This is a genomic window from Prevotella scopos JCM 17725 (genome assembly GCF_018127785.1).
GTDB classification, from domain to species: domain Bacteria; phylum Bacteroidota; class Bacteroidia; order Bacteroidales; family Bacteroidaceae; genus Prevotella; species Prevotella scopos.
Genome location: NZ_CP072390.1, coordinates 732466 through 748950 on the forward strand (window position 1 = coordinate 732466; position 16485 = coordinate 748950).

Annotated in this window: 22 protein-coding genes and 2 tRNA genes; all 24 read right to left on the reverse strand. The window is 41.0% G+C overall.

Annotation, left to right across the window (positions count from 1 at the left end):
• Positions 1–50: 50 nt before the first annotated feature.
• A tRNA-Gly gene (locus tag J4856_RS08350) sits at positions 51–121 on the reverse strand.
• A 3-nt stretch (positions 122–124) separates the two neighbouring features.
• Positions 125–200 (reverse strand) — tRNA-Thr (locus J4856_RS08355).
• A 358-nt stretch (positions 201–558) separates the two neighbouring features.
• Positions 559–1197 (reverse strand): thymidylate synthase, encoded by a 639-nt coding sequence (locus tag J4856_RS08360; protein ID WP_025838439.1) that lies wholly within the window; start codon positions 1195–1197, stop codon positions 559–561.
• A gap of 25 nt (positions 1198–1222) precedes the next feature.
• On the reverse strand, positions 1223–2056 hold the full coding sequence (locus J4856_RS08365) for a DNA adenine methylase (RefSeq protein WP_025838440.1): 834 nt from the start codon (positions 2054–2056) through the stop codon (positions 1223–1225).
• Positions 2057–2109: 53 nt separating this feature from the next.
• Positions 2110–2352 carry a hypothetical protein gene (locus J4856_RS08370; RefSeq protein WP_025838441.1) on the reverse strand — a complete coding sequence of 81 codons (243 nt, stop codon included), beginning with the start codon at positions 2350–2352 and terminating at the stop codon, positions 2110–2112.
• Positions 2353–2549: 197 nt separating this feature from the next.
• Positions 2550–4409 (reverse strand): SGNH/GDSL hydrolase family protein, encoded by a 1860-nt coding sequence (locus J4856_RS08375; RefSeq protein ID WP_025838442.1) that lies wholly within the window; start codon positions 4407–4409, stop codon positions 2550–2552.
• Between the two features lie 9 nt (positions 4410–4418).
• Complete coding sequence (locus J4856_RS08380) at positions 4419–5234, reverse strand: hypothetical protein (RefSeq protein ID WP_025838444.1); 816 nt, start codon at positions 5232–5234, stop codon at positions 4419–4421.
• On the reverse strand, positions 5227–5652 hold the full coding sequence (locus J4856_RS08385) for a hypothetical protein (RefSeq protein ID WP_148296014.1): 426 nt from the start codon (positions 5650–5652) through the stop codon (positions 5227–5229). The genes J4856_RS08380 and J4856_RS08385 overlap by 8 nt, the downstream gene beginning before the upstream one ends.
• A 79-nt stretch (positions 5653–5731) precedes the next feature.
• Complete coding sequence (locus tag J4856_RS08390) at positions 5732–6577, reverse strand: hypothetical protein (RefSeq protein WP_025838448.1); 846 nt, start codon at positions 6575–6577, stop codon at positions 5732–5734.
• A gap of 12 nt (positions 6578–6589) precedes the next feature.
• Positions 6590–6865 (reverse strand): hypothetical protein, encoded by a 276-nt coding sequence (locus J4856_RS08395; protein ID WP_065367818.1) that lies wholly within the window; start codon positions 6863–6865, stop codon positions 6590–6592.
• Positions 6850–7356: a hypothetical protein gene (locus tag J4856_RS08400; RefSeq protein ID WP_025838449.1), complete on the reverse strand. Its 507-nt coding sequence runs from the start codon at positions 7354–7356 to the stop codon at positions 6850–6852. The genes J4856_RS08395 and J4856_RS08400 overlap by 16 nt, the downstream gene beginning before the upstream one ends.
• 10 nt (positions 7357–7366) lie before the next feature.
• A complete protein-coding gene (locus J4856_RS08405; protein WP_025838451.1) occupies positions 7367–7810 on the reverse strand; it encodes an N-acetylmuramoyl-L-alanine amidase in 444 nt (147 codons plus the stop codon).
• Positions 7807–8064, reverse strand: coding sequence for a hypothetical protein (locus J4856_RS08410; protein WP_025838453.1), 258 nt, complete (start codon positions 8062–8064; stop codon positions 7807–7809). Before J4856_RS08410 ends, J4856_RS08405 begins: the two co-directional genes overlap by 4 nt.
• Positions 8065–8075: 11 nt before the next feature.
• Positions 8076–8381 carry a hypothetical protein gene (locus tag J4856_RS08415; protein WP_025838454.1) on the reverse strand — a complete coding sequence of 102 codons (306 nt, stop codon included), beginning with the start codon at positions 8379–8381 and terminating at the stop codon, positions 8076–8078.
• Between the two features lies 1 nt (position 8382).
• Positions 8383–8847, reverse strand: a complete 465-nt coding sequence (locus tag J4856_RS08420) for a hypothetical protein (RefSeq protein ID WP_025838456.1) — start codon at positions 8845–8847, stop codon at positions 8383–8385.
• A gap of 4 nt (positions 8848–8851) precedes the next feature.
• Positions 8852–9796 carry a hypothetical protein gene (locus tag J4856_RS08425; protein WP_234967281.1) on the reverse strand — a complete coding sequence of 315 codons (945 nt, stop codon included), beginning with the start codon at positions 9794–9796 and terminating at the stop codon, positions 8852–8854.
• Positions 9797–9809: 13 nt separating this feature from the next.
• Positions 9810–10427: a DUF6046 domain-containing protein gene (locus J4856_RS08430; protein ID WP_025838460.1), complete on the reverse strand. Its 618-nt coding sequence runs from the start codon at positions 10425–10427 to the stop codon at positions 9810–9812.
• A complete protein-coding gene (locus J4856_RS08435; protein WP_025838462.1) occupies positions 10424–12202 on the reverse strand; it encodes a tape measure protein in 1779 nt (592 codons plus the stop codon). Before J4856_RS08435 ends, J4856_RS08430 begins: the two co-directional genes overlap by 4 nt.
• The gene (locus J4856_RS13340) at positions 12186–12308 is read right to left on the reverse strand and encodes a hypothetical protein (RefSeq protein WP_257880725.1); all 123 of its coding nucleotides are present in this window, start codon (positions 12306–12308) and stop codon (positions 12186–12188) included. The genes J4856_RS08435 and J4856_RS13340 overlap by 17 nt, the downstream gene beginning before the upstream one ends.
• A gap of 56 nt (positions 12309–12364) precedes the next feature.
• Complete coding sequence (locus J4856_RS08440) at positions 12365–12649, reverse strand: hypothetical protein (protein WP_065367817.1); 285 nt, start codon at positions 12647–12649, stop codon at positions 12365–12367.
• 17 nt (positions 12650–12666) lie between these two features.
• Positions 12667–13074: a hypothetical protein gene (locus tag J4856_RS08445; RefSeq protein WP_044081138.1), complete on the reverse strand. Its 408-nt coding sequence runs from the start codon at positions 13072–13074 to the stop codon at positions 12667–12669.
• A 2-nt stretch (positions 13075–13076) separates the two neighbouring features.
• Positions 13077–14255 carry a DUF2586 domain-containing protein gene (locus J4856_RS08450; protein WP_025838466.1) on the reverse strand — a complete coding sequence of 393 codons (1179 nt, stop codon included), beginning with the start codon at positions 14253–14255 and terminating at the stop codon, positions 13077–13079.
• Between the two features lie 10 nt (positions 14256–14265).
• Positions 14266–15183: a hypothetical protein gene (locus tag J4856_RS08455; protein ID WP_025838468.1), complete on the reverse strand. Its 918-nt coding sequence runs from the start codon at positions 15181–15183 to the stop codon at positions 14266–14268.
• A 33-nt stretch (positions 15184–15216) separates the two neighbouring features.
• Positions 15217–16326, reverse strand: a complete 1110-nt coding sequence (locus J4856_RS08460; protein ID WP_025838470.1) for a head maturation protease, ClpP-related — start codon at positions 16324–16326, stop codon at positions 15217–15219.
• Positions 16327–16485: the final 159 nt, after the last annotated feature.

Genomic DNA, 16485 nt, shown 5'->3' on the forward strand with positions numbered 1-16485 from the left:
AAGAAGGATAACTCAAAACGAGCTATCCTTTTTATATTTTATAATCGGTGAGCGGAATACGGGAATCGAACCCGCCTCCCAGGCTTGGGAAGCCCGTGCACTACCGATGTGCTAATTCCGCAAATGGAGCCGATACCCGGACTCGAACCGGGGACCTACGCATTACGAATGCGTTGCTCTACCAACTGAGCCATATCGGCGGTATTGCTGTGCAAAGTTACATTAAAAAAAACAAACAACCAAATTTTTGATTTATGTTTTTTTCTTCTGTTCTAGAACAAATATAATACTTTATGTTATTATAACTTTTTCATTTAATTTTGTTGATAGAACATCACTTTGTTATTATTGAAAAATGTTGGCTCTATAAAGAATTGTATGGTGCTATCTCACACGAGTGTTAATCCGACAAAACGAAAAGTAGGTGCGTTGCAAAACGAAAAGTGATATTTTGATGCAAAACGAAAAGTAACAATTCTCAACACGCACACAATAGTAAAAAGGTGGCAAATTCTTGCAAGACTTGGATAATTCTGCAAGATTTTGCCACCTTTTAGATTATACGTTGAGTTCAAACTTTATATCTTCATTACCATTAAGAAGTTCTTTTGTACGCTCTATATTATTTTTATAAATGTGCACATTAGCAAGATTGAGCGTTATAGACTTTAAAGGGAAATCTATTTGCCTTGACATTAAATAAAGATGATAAATGTCTGCTGGAAGACCTAAATTTGCATCAGAACTTCGCTGAAAGGCTGACATTACAAGTTCACATTCATCTATTTGGAATTGTACAAGGCTAAGACAGGGTGCTTGATTAGTTTCTGCACCAGTCTCGCCTAAGAATAACACATAATTTTTGCTGCTACGCTTTTCACGATTTATCTTCTCTATCAGCGGAGGCAATTTCTCCAGATAGGTAGGATAACTATTGACAAGAATTGAACCACAATAATCCCACCAAGCAATACCTGCCTTACGATACTTTTCAATCTGCCTTTCACCTTGCATGAAAAGTTGTAACTCATCCTTTAGCTTCCTACGTGCTATACTGTGAGTTTCGAAGATGTCGAGTAAGTCTGAAGGAGTAAGTGTTAGCTGTTCGTTCAACAGATACCTAATTTCCCCTTTCTTGTTACACTGTTGCTTTCCTATATGAATGATTCTGTCTAAAATCTTGTAGTATTTATTCATCGTTTTATCAGCATTTGAATTGCGTTTAACCAGCATTCTTATACAGCATCATATCTGTATAGGTTGAGTTATAATTCATGCGAGCATTGAATTCCACCTTAGTACACTTCTCAAATGGATTACCAATATGCTTATTTCGACCTATCCAGTCACAGAGTTCAAGTATAGACGACTTATTGCTTGTGAAGTAAACAAATGAATGTCCAGCAAGAACTGACAGTACATCGAGATAATCAGCAAGCTTCCAATACATCTTATAAGTACCAACTTCAGTACTGAGGTAAGGAGGGTCAACCAAAAATACGACATTTGGAGTATCCTTATACTGATTAAAGACTTGTTTATAGTCTGCTGAAACAATTGTTAAACCATCCAAATAGCCATCACAAAGCGGATAATCAGTAGAGCGAATATTGTTATACAACGTCTCCTTGTTCATGTCGTCAATATTCAGACAATACTTCATCGAAAATAAAAGAGAAGATGATATCGTGATGAAGTCCAAATAACCATAACGATCTTGATGTTTAATTAAGCACTCAAAAATCTGTTTGCGTGCTCCTCCAACAATAGGCTTATGCTTAGGCAGTTCACGAACTATCTTTCTAAGCTCAGAGAGTAATTCATTAGTCTGTGGCACGTGTTCAAGACGTAGTCTGTAACCATCAAAATCATTATACACGACTTTAGAATGTGGTTTCTCGGACTTCGTAATATGTGACAACAAACCACTTCCTCCGAACAAATCAACAAATGTTGTTCCGTCTGGGAACTGTTCTAACACCTTCTTAAATTCTTTTGCGAACATCCGCTTTTGTCCAACGAATGGAAGCGGAGCAGAATAATATATTTTCTTCATAATAATGCAAAGGTCGTGAGTTTTTCTTTCACAAGCATAAACGTATATACAGCTTACACTGCAAACAAATTGCAGTCAGTTTGAAATCGCTTGATAAGGCCATATACTTTACGTTCACTTATAGCGTATTTTACGGCAAGTACTGCCACTATGTAAGACACTTTTTCATGATTTTCCAACATTTGTCTATATTCAGTATATAGATCTATATATTTTTCATCATTCAATCTAACTCCTGCTATATGGAGGTTTCTTAATAGTTCCCTGTTAATTTTTACAATCTCAATTATCTTCATATCTAATAAATTTCGTAAATTTGCAACGCCAATCACTTTTATTATACAATAAAACGCCACAAGAGCGAGCGAGGATATTTGCCCCCGGTCGCGCTCTTGTGGCGTACATTGTTTAAAAGTGATTGGCGTTGCTTATTAACAGGCTGGGGGCTTTTTACTCCCTCCCCACGTAAAGATACTTTATTTATTCATTATATTTATATAGAGAAAGTGTGTAGTGTCGTTTTCATTACATCTAAGAGGATACTTGCCATTCTCTTATATCCTTCTTCTGTTGGATGTAGACCATCTTCCATCAATATTGAGATATTGTGTTTATTGATATTACATAAATGAAACCAATCACATACAGGAAGACTTTCATATTTTCCAATCTCAATCATAGCATTTGCGAAATCTTCTTGATAAGCTCCAGTTCCATTATATCTGCCATCCCAGTCTTGTGACCCACTTTTTGCTTTTGCGAAGTTTATGAGGATTATAATAGCCTTTGGATTTACCTCATACACCTTATCTATAATACTGCGCATAGCACCGTAAAAACCTTTCCTTGTTTTGTTTTTGTAATCATCGAAGGTTCCAAGAGATCCTGCCCACCAATCATTAATACCCTCTTCAATTGTGTACATGTCAGCCTTTACAATTTGTGAAACTCCATCTTTTGCAAGGCTGCCACTTACAGCGTTATTGGTGAATTTTGAGAAATTCAGAACGCTTCTGACGTTCGTTTGGTATCCAAGCATATTATTATTTCTTGCAGAAATAGATGTACCAACACTACACCAATGTAGAGGTATAGTATTACTTGCATTATCCTTGTCAGATGAAACTATTGGCAGTTTCTTATAGCTCTCAATATTAAAGTGTACGTTGAGATTCAACGTCATGTCGCCGTATGCATAACCTCGCTTGCCAAGCATCCTATATTTTGTCGCAACTTTAGTTGAATATTTGGGGGCAACTCCATCAAAGAAAAAGCCGACACTACAACCTCGTGGTATTACAATATCTGTATCAGTCGCTTGGTAGACACTTTGCAATGTAGGACATCCTCCATTGACATCATCTACATAAAATATTCCAATTCTTCTATCGGGCTTAGAGCCTCCATTAAAAGATTTTATAATTCCTCCAAGTTCATATTTAACAGGAAAAACAAGGAAATCATCAACTCCAGCAGCAGTAGCTTCTGAAGAACTAATATCACCAACTACTTCTTGTAATTTAACTTTTCTATAGCGTACACCTAATAGTTCTTCATCAGTAGTGGGGTATTTTGCAGTGTTGTATGCTACGGAAATACTACCTATATTTGTAGTTGAAGCACATACCTTAACTTGTGACCACTTCTCTCCGATTCTTGTATAGGAATTACTCTTTACTTGTGTTATAAATGTACCATTTGTATCATATACACAAATTCCACAATAGCCGTCATTACCATATACCCCCAATGGTGAACCTGTAATTTTCAGAAACAGACCATCCTTATATGTAGGAAGAGGAAATTCTTTTATTACATAGCCATTGTTAGAGACCATACTTCCATCATTTTTTAACAAACTATTTAGTTGTGGTATGCCTTCTATCTCCACATCATCAGACCAAATAGCATCTATACCATTGATGCTATCATGTATAGAGTTTGTCACAGCTTTCTGAGACATCACTTTTGTAGCACTATCACCTGTCTCCTGCGCAATAGAAAGAGTCGTTCCGCCACTGACCTTTCCCATCAGCAACCAGCCTGGCTTCTGATACGCATAAATATTTCCATTCTCAGAACTATCAGCATGTGTATCATCATAGATGCTTACTAACTGACCATAGCGGAGAGCCTTGCCGTTAGCTCCGACAGGGTCTGTATCAGCCTCCATAGCTGACTTAGACTGATAAACCTTTTTAATGCCAAGTCCATCAGCCGACTGCTCCAATGAGGCTATGTATGCTAATGTGTCTTCATGCAGCTTACCAACCTCTTCAGGCGTAATGCTGTCTACTTGACTTTTCTCTTTGAGTTCCTTTGCTCGCTTGAGCAGATTATATATTGTATCCATAGTTATTTTTTATGTCGGTATGAAGAAATATGTTTCAATTGTACAATTCATTGGAGCAGGAAGGCTGGAATCTCCCAGAGTGCCTACAATTTTTCCTTCTCCATCTGCTTGCATGATACAAACTATCTGACGCTGACCATCTTTGTTTTTTACTCCAACTAAAAAAGATTCTGAGAATATAGGGGGAACGGGAACACGTGTTGTTGGGTACTTAAACACAACCCCTGGTCCATCGGTCCATTCTGTATTATCACTTTCAAGCGAAATCTTCTTAATTAAAAAACCTGGTCCTCTTTTATTTCGAATTGTACCATGATAACCATTCACAGGATGTGAGAAGGCATCGTCCTCTTCTTTCCATTCTTGCGACTCAACTTTCATCTTCGGACCTATAAGGTCAAAAAGAGTTTTCAACTCGAAGACATTAAAGGCTCCTTCTGTTTTCTCAAATGACAGAAAAGCCTCTGCTGTCTCCCTACATGCATGTTCTTGTCCATCCTCAAATGTACGTACATCAGAATTAGATTTTCTAACACCTACATACAAAGGGTCATTCCAACTGTGTGCAACAAGAGTTGTTTCCTTTATTTCATGGATAACTCCGTCAAGCACCAACCAATTTTTCTTAGTTTGGAAGGTAGTCGTCGCAGCACTTTGATCAATCTTCTTTAATTCTCCTTGAAACCGGTCAAGTAAAAAGACAGAGGTGTTTGCACCAAGAGCCTGAAGGAGTGCAGACATCTGATTAGCTGGGTTCTCCTGTAATGTCTTGATATCATCGATGTAGAGGGGCTGTCCGCCCTCGCTAAAGAGTATCTTATTCATATTCGTATATTTCTATGCGGAAAGATCGTCCCGCAGGTTTATAATGATTCAATAGGTTTAATATAGTTGTCAACTGCTGTCCGCCATACTTATCTTCTGCAGCAGATGTAGAGGTGCATAGAAAAGACGGCACATAGACAATAAAAGAGGCCTCTTTAGGTACATCGTCATAGGCTCTGATGTACAAGGGAGAACTACCACTCACATAGACAGGATCAAGACCTTCACTCTTGAAATGTAAAACTGTCTGAACTTTCTGCCCTGCAGATACTATGTATATTTGACGTTTTGTAAGGAAGAAGGCATCATTCAGAACCTTTTCTATGTATTGTACACCTGCAGTAATGGTGAGTCGATTCAAGACATCGGTGCGATAACTATAGAATCGATTATACAAGTCTCTTATTCCTCTCAGCATTGCTTTGAGCAAAGCCACAATCACCTTGCTTCTCAATATAGGAGGTAGCAATTGAAAACCAAGTTTTATAACATCCAATTTATACCACATAGACTAATGCATTTCTTAAGTTAACAGGGGAAAAACTTCCGCTAACAGCGGTATAATTATTACCGTTGATATCATTATATGTCATTCCATCTGTACTATACTTACATGCGTGGAGCTCCACATCCAACACACCTTCCACATTCTGTATAGCATCAACTAATTTAGTCTTATTGAATGTGCCACCATAGATTATATTTCTGAGATAAGCGTTTACAGCATTCTCAACAACAAAACTACCGTCTTCGATTCTTGTTCCTGTCCTGTCAATTACCAATGGGTCGATACGTATCGTTGCAGTGATACTGATACTATCTGCAGGTAAAGAACGAACCGAAAGAATGACACCAGCTATTTTAACACGATTCAAATACTGTTTGAATGCTGTTAAAACATCTTCTGAAAGAATAGCCGGCTGTCCTCCTGCTTCAGCAGAAGCAAGAATCTCTACGGAAGTTCCTCTATCGCGTACAGCAACATACTTGACGACTCGCTTCTTCTCAGATACCTGTTCATAGCCATATTGCTGTGTCGCCTCATTAAAGATTAAAGCATCACCATACTGGAACTCTTTTGCAATCTTATAGTACCAAGGTACACTTGCTACAACAGCACGACTGATCTTATCGTCTACGTCTGCCTTGAACTGGTCGAACAGAACCTCCAGAACATGGCTACAGGCAGCCACGATGTAAAACAGAACATTCTCGATACTAACCACAGAGAAACTATCATCAAAGGTATCGTTCTCCGATAGTCCGTATCGTTCTCTTACTGTACCATCCGCCATAAAGGCATTTGTCATTGTTTGTTTTATCTCTGCTATACTACGAGCCATATTTTGTTTACTTTAATTGAACTGTGGCGAGAACTCACCACTGAATACCCTTAACTTGACATCCGTCATACCTCTCTCTGTCGCTGGAGATACATCATTAGCCTTGCAATACTGTTGTATTAATCGGTTGTAACTTACGTCAGGAAGTTGCAATCTGCTTCCTGCTGCTAACGTTTCAGTCATACCGATACCGTTCGCAGCAGCCAAAGCAGGCAATGCTTCCAGCGAGCCATACTCCTGTATGGCTATATCAGCCAAGGTCTGACCATCTTTTACTTGAACTTCCATCTTATTACGAAATAAAGAGCTAACATCATAAGAATACCGAATGCAACAAAACCTGTTTCCATTGCACGCTTTTCAATCCAGCTCAATTCTTTTTCCTTGTAAACTATCTTTGGTTTCTCTTTATATTGTTTATGATCCTTATCGTGTATGGTTATGTGGGTTGTGTCATGCACCGTTGTAAGACCTTTTATCTCCGCACCTGGAAGACTTTCTAATATATGCGTCAAAACACCGTTATGTATTCTTGCCGTTGAGCGATACAAGGCATTCTGCAAAACTGAGACAGAGTCTTTCGTTGCACGCTCCTGGTGATACTCTGGCAACTGCAGTGATACAGGCGCAAGACGTTCTGTAACTCTTATGGTATCATGACTGACAACGTGCAGCGTGTCGGTGCTTATGCTCTCTACAGGCACATAGACTTTATGCGAGCATGCAGAGAAAAGGAAAGCAGTAAGGATTACTGCTAATAATGCTTTAAATGTTTTCATATTGTTGTTGTTAGATGTTTGCGTATTCAGTCTTTGCATCGAAACAAGGGCAAGCCTTGACATACTCGTTTGAGGTGATTCTGCCATCGTGGTTCAAGTCTGTCGAGAAGTCACGATGTCCTTGAATTACAGCTACAGGATATTTCTTGTGCAGCATACTAAGCAGTGTGCGAAGACTTGCTTTCTGTGCATCTGTGCGATTGTCTGCAGGCTTGCCCATTCTGTCTATACCACCAATATATGCTACATTGATAGAAACGGAATTAAACCCCTTCACGCCATTGCTCACCTTGTCTTCATCAAGTAGCTGGGTAATCTTGCCATCTGGTGCTACGGCATAGTGGTATCCAGGATTAACCCATCCTTTACGGAGGAATTCCTGTCGTAGGCTCTCAATAGTCTGTGACTGATGGCTCGCAGTACAATGCACTGCAATATACTTAATCGTTCTCATTCTTCCTCCTTTCCGTTCTTAGAGTTGACAACTCGGTCGATGTAATTTCTCACGTCGCCCCATTTACTCTGGATGTAGATACCCACACCGAAGATAGAACCAGCATAAACCAATGTCTGTGACACATACCACAGCACGCTGTCCTTAACATCACCTCCGTTGAAGAAGAAGCTCAGAAAAGCCATAGCTACACCACTTGCAAGTAGGAAAATAGCCGAGCCGTATTGTATCCATTCCTTCGTGTTTCTTTGCATATTGCTTAAGTTTAATATTGTGCATCTATTTCGATGCTTTTGGTTGTTATTTTTATATTAGTCACAGTTTGTCTGTCCATCTCCAGCTGCTCTCTGATGAGCGTTCTCCAATAGATAGGATCATTGTCAAGCAGCATATCACTGATACCACAGCCAGTCATCGGTCGTTCTTTCAACTCTCCCTTATGTAAGTGAAGAATCAAAGCCTGATTCTGATGCAGCGTGTCAGCGACAATAAGACCAGAAATAATCTTTCCGTCTGGCCCTCGACGCGGTTGTATAACCGCTTCATAGTCTATCAATGTAATACCTTTCATATCAATGTTTGATAGTTACGTCTTCATAATCAGTCTTCTTAAAATCCTGTGCCTTAGTCAGAGGTGGACCAGTTGGTCCATGAGTACCCTGGTGTGTATGGCTATTGACAGCTTTAACCAGTTCATTAAGTTTCTTGGTTAAGTCCTCAATATTAACCAATCCTCCAAGCTTACCTCCATTTATCGTTATAGATTCAACATGATCCACTGCTAAGACGACAAGGCTTGAATAGTCTCCTGACAGACTTCCAATGATAACTGCAGTACCGACTTTAGGAACTATCAGCATCTCTCCACTATCATCTGTTTCAGATGCACGAAGGCGAACCTCTGGTACAAGAAGGCTTCCTATTTCCACATCACAAGTACGACCGCTTACGCTCTTAACGATACCTTGTAGTACAGTCATCTCTTGCTGTGGTGCTACACCTCGCAACCTTTCTCTTAATTCCTTATATTGATCCATATCCTTAGCTTAATCTGAATCCAAGTTCTATTTTTCGTTTACCACCGTCTCTGCTGAAAGTTGTTGTTACTGCCCTTACAAAGTAGCAGCCATCCTTACGTGGATAATCCGCATCATAAAGCCACGCCATATCGCCAGGAACACATTCAGGTATGAGCCACGTCGTGATACTTCCATCATAGCCATCGAAACTACGACGTTTAACTTCAAGTTCGCCACGAAGTTTCATACTTGCAGCATCAGAAGTAGGACATTTTATTTCTACCTTCTCACCACCAGTAACTCCGACCTCTACCTCTTTTACTGTTCCGTCAGGAAGAAGAGCTTTAACCACTACACGAACCTTGCGATCAGCTGCTTGTCGATAGGTCAGATTAACCGCCTCCACATTCAGCGCAAAGTTATAAAAGCGGTTCACCCCGACAACCTCACCTGGGGGATGCACGTGTAAAACACCATTAGAAAGGTATATATCTGCACCACATTCCTCCTGCACCTTCTTAAGCACATCATATCCAGTAGCATTGTGAATGACAAACTTAGCATAGGTCCAGCTGTAAGAGCATTGAATAGAGTAGTTCTTCCCAATTCCCTGCACCACCTTCTTAAGAAGATCAGCAAGTGAAACTTTCTTCAGTACTTCGTTTTTGAGTTCCTTACGAAAGGTGTACAGATCATCCTCACAAGTCAGCTTAATATTGCCACCATCTGTACTGATTTGTTGCAGCCAGCCAGTGAACTCCTCCTTTAAGCCTTCCTCCTTATACCCAAAGCGAATAATAACCTTATCACCTCTGTGAAGTTTATCTTCAACATCCAAGGCTACATTATACTGCGCACCTGGTAATGTTATAGTTGCCGTATCAGCAAGTAGTTCGACACTTCTATGCACCTCAACACTGTCAAGCATTCCAATGTGCCAGCCTCCTATCTCTATGTCGTAAGCCATTGTGTACATAAGCCTATCGTTTTAAGTCCTGCTGATTTAAGAGAAGTTTATATATGTCATCACTATATGCCTTTAGCGAATAGTTCTGATTAGAAGAGCCACTTGTGAAAGGAATCTCCCAGCTTTCAATTACGAGATGCGATATACCGAATATTTCCAGTAAAGGGTTTAACGCAGTCACTCGTCCAGCTTCACAGAATGAGCGTAAACGGCTTACGTCTTCCTCAGGATATTTACCATTTTCACCAATAAGGATACCTTCTATACTGATAGTATAATCATCTTGTGACCACCGCTCCTTAATACTTCCTTTTACAGCACCTTTGTTGACGTGTCGCCGCACGATAATATTCTGACCTTGCAGACTAATCATCGGCTCAATTGGCAAAAGCCACTCTTGGGCACCACTTTCTTCAAGACGTAGACGAAGAGGTAGTTGCATTGGTATACCAAGTGCATTAGTGCGAACAGTATCTTCCAACTCCTCATCACTCATTGACTTGATTTCATTATATTCCTCTTCGTCCACCTCTCTAAGCTTATTCACATTGAACAGCCAATAAGGTGGAATCTTGTTGCCTGTGACTCTCAGGGCAACGTTTTCGAGTGCAAATCTTGCTACCTTGTTCATCTGTCTGTACTTGCTGCTATAGCTAACGCTCGGTTCATACTTTGCAGAATAGTTCGCTCAAGTTCCGCAGTGTCAGTCTTATCGTTCATATAAACATTGATATTATCGAAGAATTTTCCGATGTGCATAGTGATGGAAGTGTTGCGAGTGCCACCAGTAGCAAGTTCCTCGGCTGACTTGCGACCACCTTTCTTACCACCCTTTTTACCTTTCTTTCCCTTCTTGCCTTTGCTTTCACCTTCTCCAAAAACGACAGCACCTGTGCTACCACTTAATCCAGGGGTACTTATCTTATTCTCTTTCTTAGCAGAAGATGTCTTTTTGTCCTTCTGCTGTTCTTGTCGAAGGTGTGTCTGAAAATTCCCTCCAACACCACTCACAAGCTGTTTGGTTCCATTGATAGCCTTGGCAGCACTTTCGACTCCAGACAACTTCTTGAAGCCTTCCATTGCAGAAGCTGCTGCTCCTTGAAAGTCTCCAGAGAATAGTTTCTTTAAGGCTTCACCAAGCTTGCCAAGTCCTGCAAGCATCTCGTTGAAGCGATTGATGATATAGTCTTTGATGATATTACCAAACCCCTTTAATGTATCCCACATTGTCAGGATAAAAGCACGAAATCCAGCAAACTTATTCCAACAATAGACAACTGCTGCGACTAAAGCAGCGATACCTATGATAATAAGTCCGATAGGGTTTGCATCCATAGCAGCATTGAGCAACCATTGAACGCCAGTCCATATCCTCGTTACAGTTGTCACAACACCGATAGCAGCTGCATAAACTGACATCGCTATTGCCTGTGCATTAAAGACTATTGCAGCAACACCAATGACAGACGACAGAGCCAATATCTCCATCTTAAACCGTGATACAAATCCTATAACACTCTCTATCACATTGATAACTTTTGCTATTGCTTCAGCAATAACAGGAACTATACCTATAAAGAGATCAAGAGCTTGAGATACGTAAGGTTGAATCTTGTTATAAATATCAACGGCTAATTGAATAAACGTGTCTTGTAGCGTAGCAAATTTACCTGCGACTGTCTGAGACTGCTTATCCATCATACTGAAAAACTTTCCACCTTCTCCAGAAGCATGTTGAATTGCCTGCACAACATTTTCAAAGGTGATTTGCCCCTTCGACATTCTATCCTGTAACTTTGCATAAGATTCACCTGTCATCTTTGCAAGTTCCTGAAGCGGATTAAAACCAGCATTGATAAACTGAAGGTTGTCCTGTCCAGCCAACTTACCAGCTGCTGACACCTGACCAAGCACTAATGACAAACTTTGCAGAGCTTGCTTATTTCCTCCAGAGATATCTCCTAACTTTTTAAGAAGTGGTAGAACTTTTCCTGTCTCCACTCCGAAGTTAAGCATAGTCTTCGCATTCTCAGTCAAGTCTAACTTACCAAAAGGTGATTCAGCTGCAAACTTGGCAATTTCAGAAAGCATTCCCTTAGCTTTTGTCTCACTTCCTACTAAGGTTGTAAAGGCAACGGCTGTTTGTTCTGCTTCTGCACCTATCTTAGTAATAGCACCAACAGCACCAGCAACAAGGGCATAAGGGTTGGTAAGGAGTTCCATTCCAGGAATGGACATCAGCGAACTCTTGAGTGTCGAAAAAGAAAAAGCCTCACGCAGGCGTGCACCTGTAGTACGTGCCTTACGTGATATATCGTCCAGCTGAGTGGATGTCTGACGAGCAACCGTCAGAACATTACCACTATCTGCTTGTAGTTTGATTAAAAACTTAAGTACGCTGTCCATTAGAGTCTTTTTCTATTTTTCTAATCTCTTTGAGTGCGCTGAGTGTTGATGCCCATTTCTCGTCTGGCAGGAGTTCAGGGTCAATGCTTAGATAGTAGCGTAGCATTGTATCTATGAAGATAATATCCTGGGCGTTGTCAAAGTCATCAACCCCGGCCTCCTCTAAAGTTTTTTTATCTCAGCCTCCTTTACCTTCAAGACCTCATCCATCTTGGCAACTACTGCCATGAAGAGTTCATCATCGGTTTTGATTTCCTCATCACCAGCAACCCAGAGTTGCTTCAACATGACTTCGCTCATCTTGATAGGGTCTTTGATTACGCTGGCATAGCTCAGGTCTTGACGTGTAGGCTTATGCAACACACAAGACTTGCCCTCTACGCTGATTTCAAACAAATCACCATGCGTGGCCTTCCACTTATTAATGTCTTCTGTTGAATATTTCATATCTTTGATGTTAATTGTTATAAACTCTTCTGATCAATGTAGATGAATGGCAGTGACTTCTCTTGGAACTTGTCACCTTGCTTCCATTCTGTCTGATCTTCCGTCAACTCCACACCTTTGAGAATGTCTGTTGTGATAGGATCACCGTTTTCAGGATTCCCATAAGCAACAACGATATCAAAGCTCATATTGAGGATATTGCCATTAGCAGCACTCTTCAAAGCTTGATACTCACTCTGCAGTAGGGTAAGTTCGCCACTATAGTCTACATTGCCATGCTGAATGCCATGAGGCTTATTACCCTTAGCATACAGCAGTTCCTTCTCTTGCTTCGAGCCATATTTCACACCTCGAAGTCCAGTTACAGGCCTACCTGCAACAACTACGGTCACATCTGACCACTCGTATTCCTTAGTATTTACCATGTCTATACTGTTGTTACTTGAAAACCAAGGTTGACATCAACATAGCGTGCATAACCGAATGGACGAACCTTCAATGTCATTTCAACCTTTGAAGTCGCAACCACATTCTGTTTTGGATCTATGTAACAAGAACAACCTTCGCCGTTATTACCGGCACTCAACTCTCCTGCAGCGGTCATAGAACGATTAATAGCGTTCTCTACAGTCTGCTGCCAGCTTGTAATAACCCCTGTCTGCATTGTGCCGTCAGAATTGATTTCCAACTCATCCAGCATCATATCCAACAAGGTGTTATAGGCAATACGATAAGCCTTATCAATGACACGACGGTTTGACAGATGAGCATAATCATCAGTCTCGACACAAGCCAATCGATCGTCAGCAAAGAAGTAACCACTGCGTCCGACATACTTTCGTGCCGTGATATAACCCTTATCATGGATAGAAGAGATAACTTCACTATCCTCTTCTACCTTCTTTTTGCCTACATAGAGCAGAGTTGTTTTCAATGCTCCATTCTTGACACGACCAATATTACGCTGTACAGGAAGACTTGCTAAGCGACCAGCTAAAGTACCGACACATGCACCCTGTGAGTCAACTTCCGTGTCACCCAACAGAACACCGACACGATTGTACGTTTCGTTGCTAAGGTCTTTCAGCGTTGTACCTGTATAACCACGTCCTTCCAAGATAAAGAACAATGGAGCATATAGGTCTGTTGTAGACCATTCAGCCATCTGTTGTGCCTTTGCTAATGCGGTGAACACATCTGCATCCAAGCCATCTGTAGCAGATGCTTTTGTTGCATTGTCACGTGCTACGAAGACACCACGCAATACACCATTCTGACTAACAATAAGTTTCTTTACTGCTCCAGTCTGGCGGTCGCAGAGTTCCGTCATACTCTTAGCCTTATCAACTCCGAAGATTACCAGTTTGGTACCATTCTCAGCCTCTGTGTAGAAGTCTGAGATATGCTTATAAAGTCTGGCGTTATTAGCTGCAGTGATACCGAGTGCCGTCAGACTGTCCATACTCTGAATAGTGTAAGCACGTTCCAAAGCAAACGAGTCATTGATAGCAGTCGCACTACATACCAAGGCGAACAGGCCGTCGGGACTTTCCCCGACGGTGCCCAGTAGGCCATTCATGTATCTGATTCTAATTCTCGGTAACATGACTCAAAAGTTAAGCGGTTAAAGATTCTGCGAGAAGGTAGACACCCTTCTTGTCGTAGCGACGAACGCAACCACCGGTACGGAGCAAGAAAGAGTAGATATCACCATAGTACAGTGGATTATCAGTTGAGTCAAACATCTTGACTTCACCCATAGCACGACTGACAGAATTCTCGTGCCAAGCAAGAGCAGCTGCAAGTTCGTCTGCGGTATCTTGCTTATCCCAGCTAAGAACCTTCTTTGTGCCGTTATTAAGGCGAAGAACTCGACTTCTTTTCATGATGTTGAAGCCATAGAGATTTCCAAGGATACCCTTCTGCTGGTCAGCAGAGTTAAGGAACATAAACTGATCCTTTTCAGCAAGGTCTGCTAACAAGTCAGCATACATAAACGCGTCAAGCAAGAGGTAACGTCCCTGCTCTGGAACATTGTCTGCATCCATAGCAGTCATAAGCTTACGAACATCTGCCTTACAGATAGACTTACGCATACCTGTAGCAGCAGACGATGTATGAGCTGTGGTTTTGCTTGTACCTGACGTACTGATGATGTTTTTAGTATCAACACCCTGACCCCAACGATCAAGCAAATTGAGATGAGCAGCCTCTTGCAACTGAGCGCGGTCATTACTTAAGATAGAGTTACGCTTGTTATAGCTAAGCTCCACCATGTCGATATTTGGAATGTACACTGGGTCAGTTGTCAGCTCGTCCATATCGTACTCAAGATCGTGGTCAGTACGTTGCTTGCTTGTAGCAGGCTTCTGAGTGCGGTTCCTCTCTACGTTTGAAGGAGCACCAGCGTTAGGAATGTGTACCTTGTGATTCTCAACAAACACAGAGTCGTCAACACTCTTAGAAGCAAAGGAGTTGTCAGGATAGAAGTTCTCAATAATGTCTGACTGCCAGATTTCTTTGTTTAATGCCATAGTTTCTTATCTTTTAAATTTGTATTGTATTTCTTACTCGCGGTAGTCTACACCGAACTTCTCCTTGAACTTGGCTGCAAAAAGGTCCTTGTTCTGACTCTTCAAGTCGCCAAGACGTCCAGCCTTGTCAAGTTCGTCCCAAGTCTTATTGGTGAAACTGTCGCTACTGGTACCATCTGGATTGATGTACGAAGCAGCACGAGGCTTAGGCATCTGCTTGATGCTGTTCAAGAGTTCTTCTGTAGTAGTACGGTCTGCAGCCATAAGCTTAACATAGTGTGCCTTCTGTTCTGCGGTAATACGACCTTCGCTAATTGCCTGATCAATGATAGCCTCCTGTTCCTTTGCTTCAGATAACTGAAGTTGCTGTTTGTACGAAGCATTGGCTGTTTCAAGCGCATCCACCTTAGTAGCCTTGTTTGCCAACTCTCTGACTTTGTTCACAATTGCAGCCTCATCATTGATATTGCTAAATGATGGGATGCTCTTTAATTGGTCTATTAATGCCATGTTTTGATAGTTTTTTGGTTGATTTGTCAACCTGTTATTGAAATATTGATATATCTCTTCATGAGTTTTAGGTGCAGGTTCTCCATCATCCTGCATATCGTACACTCCATCTGCAAGTTTCATCTCAACTGCTTCTTGTGCACTTATCCAGTGGTCAACCTCGTCAAAAAACTTTGTTAACACATCTTCTGTGCTCATTCCACAGCGTGCAGCAATCATACCTGCAAGGTTACGTTCAAGTTCCTCCATTACAGTAGCCATTCTACGCAGATCTGAAGCATTGCCACACGTACCACCACTTACGCTATGAAGCATGAGCTTAGCGTACGGACTCATATAGAGTGGCTTACCACAGAGAGCAATAATAGCAGCAATACTGGCAGCAACACCATCAACATATATATTAATGTCTGCCGTGGATGTGCGAAGAGCATTGTAAATGGCTATTCCGCTAAAAACATCACCACCATTGCTATTGATGCGGACATCAATTTTGTCATACTGACTTTGCAAGGCAAGTAGCTCACTGACTACTCGTCCACTGTCCACAGGCTGACCATTACCGACCTCTCCATATAAGAGGATAGCTACGGTTCCATTACCAGGTATAATGTTGAAAAAGTTTGAACTCATTATTTCAATTTTTGATGCAAATATCATGTTTTTTCTGGGAGTGACAAAATCGTAAATTCATAGCGCAAACAGCTGATTTTATGGTGCAAACAGACAGTGCTGTTATAAATAATGGATTTCAAAAAGTCCATAAAATATAAGATATTTGCAAAAGATTTA